This window comes from Shewanella sp. SG41-4 (assembly GCF_014164505.1).
GTDB lineage: Bacteria > Pseudomonadota > Gammaproteobacteria > Enterobacterales > Shewanellaceae > Shewanella.
In genome coordinates this window covers 1-1,565 of sequence record NZ_JACJFI010000564.1, presented here as the reverse complement: position 1 = coordinate 1,565, position 1,565 = coordinate 1, and the positions used below count along the sequence as shown (strand labels likewise).

Below are 1,565 nucleotides of genomic sequence, written 5' to 3'. Positions count from 1 at the left end.
CTGGTTATCAATTGGCTACTTTTATACAAGCTGGTATCAATGCAATTACTCATGAATTAACTTTTGAAGAGGAATAGTTCCACTAAGCTGAATGTTAATTCTGCATTAATTAGTGAGTTCCTGTCAGTTTTGCTCCGGAGTCGCGTCTAGAAGGTAAATAGGTTTCCGGTGATCTAATACTTAGATTAACCTTCCGAGGTTTCAGTTAGGGTGAGATAACTACTCTGAGCTGTATTCTATGTAATTTAAATTGGATAGCACATTAGCTGTAACTGTTTTTATGATGCCGTTCAACATAGCGCTTTCATCAACGTCATGATTGTCGTTTAACAACCGATTTTAACACCATTTCAAGAACGGTTTTAATGCCTACTCAAAGCGGTTTTTGTCGATTTGGAGTCTACTTTCTCCTATGTAACGATTTCAGCTTAGAGGGTTTAGTTTGAAATTTGTTGTAATGGTTTATCATTCAATTGCTTTAATTCTATTATGTTCCGTGTTTACTCGTAGCCGCTGCTGGAGTGAGGTCCAATAGGAATATGTTAGCTCTAGTTATTTTGTGCCATTAAAACCATGGAAGCATAAATGAAATGTCATTTTCATTTAAAATTGAAAAATATGATTAGTTCATTTTGAGCTATTTTGTTGGAACTATAAAATAGCTCAAATTTTTTAGTAAAAATGGATTAACACTTGAATTGTATAGCTAAATTAACACAGTTAGTTATCTTCTAGTAATAAAAGGATGCAATATGAACGTTTCTGCAGATGAGCAGTATACCTCGGAGCCTATAAGGATACTTAGTTTGAATGGTGGCGGTGTTAGGGGGCTATTTACAATTAGTGTCCTTGCGCAGATTGAACGCAATATTGAAAATAGATCGTCAGCCAATGGTGTGAAAATCGGTGACTACTTTGATCTTATTACGGGAACTTCTATTGGAGGGATTTTAGCTTTAGGGCTAGCATCAGGTAAAAGTGCTCGTGAGTTAGAACCTGTTTTTTTTGAAAATGCATTAAAGATTTTTCCACCAAAAAAAAATGGGTTTAAAAAACTAATAAAGCAAATATTTAATCCGCTATACGATAGTAAACCATTATATGAAACTGTAATAAATATGATTGGTACAGATTCAACATTTAATGACTTGCAGCGAAGAGTCTTAATTCCAGCTATTAACTTATCTACTGGCAAACCTCAGTTCTTTAAAACCCCCCATAATCCAGATTTCACTAGGGATGGTGTACTAAAACTATCTGATGCAGCAATGGCAACTTCTGCTGCTCCTACTTATTTTGCCCCTCATTATTGTGAGGACCTTACTGCTTATTTTGCTGATGGTGGATTAGTTGCGAATAACCCTAGCTTTATCGGTTTGCACGAGGTTTTTCGTGATATGAAGTCTGACTTTCCAAATGCAACAGTGAAAGATGTTAGGATTTTAAACGTAAGCGGTCAATGAACTGGTGAAGCTTATTCTGCTTCACCTAAATCAACATTCCACGGCAGCAAATCAGTCATATCATCTGATGGTGCACGCTTGGGTAATTCCGTAAAGAGATGA

The 1,565-nt window shown here is 36.0% G+C and carries 1 protein-coding gene; it reads left to right on the top strand.

Annotation, left to right across the window (positions count from 1 at the left end):
• Window positions 1-752: 752 nt before the first annotated feature.
• The gene (locus H5202_RS22250) at window positions 753-1,463 is read left to right on the top strand and encodes a CBASS cGAMP-activated phospholipase (protein ID WP_182773945.1); all 711 of its coding nucleotides are present in this window, start codon (window positions 753-755) and stop codon (window positions 1,461-1,463) included.
• The last annotated feature ends 102 nt before the right edge of the window (window positions 1,464-1,565 follow it).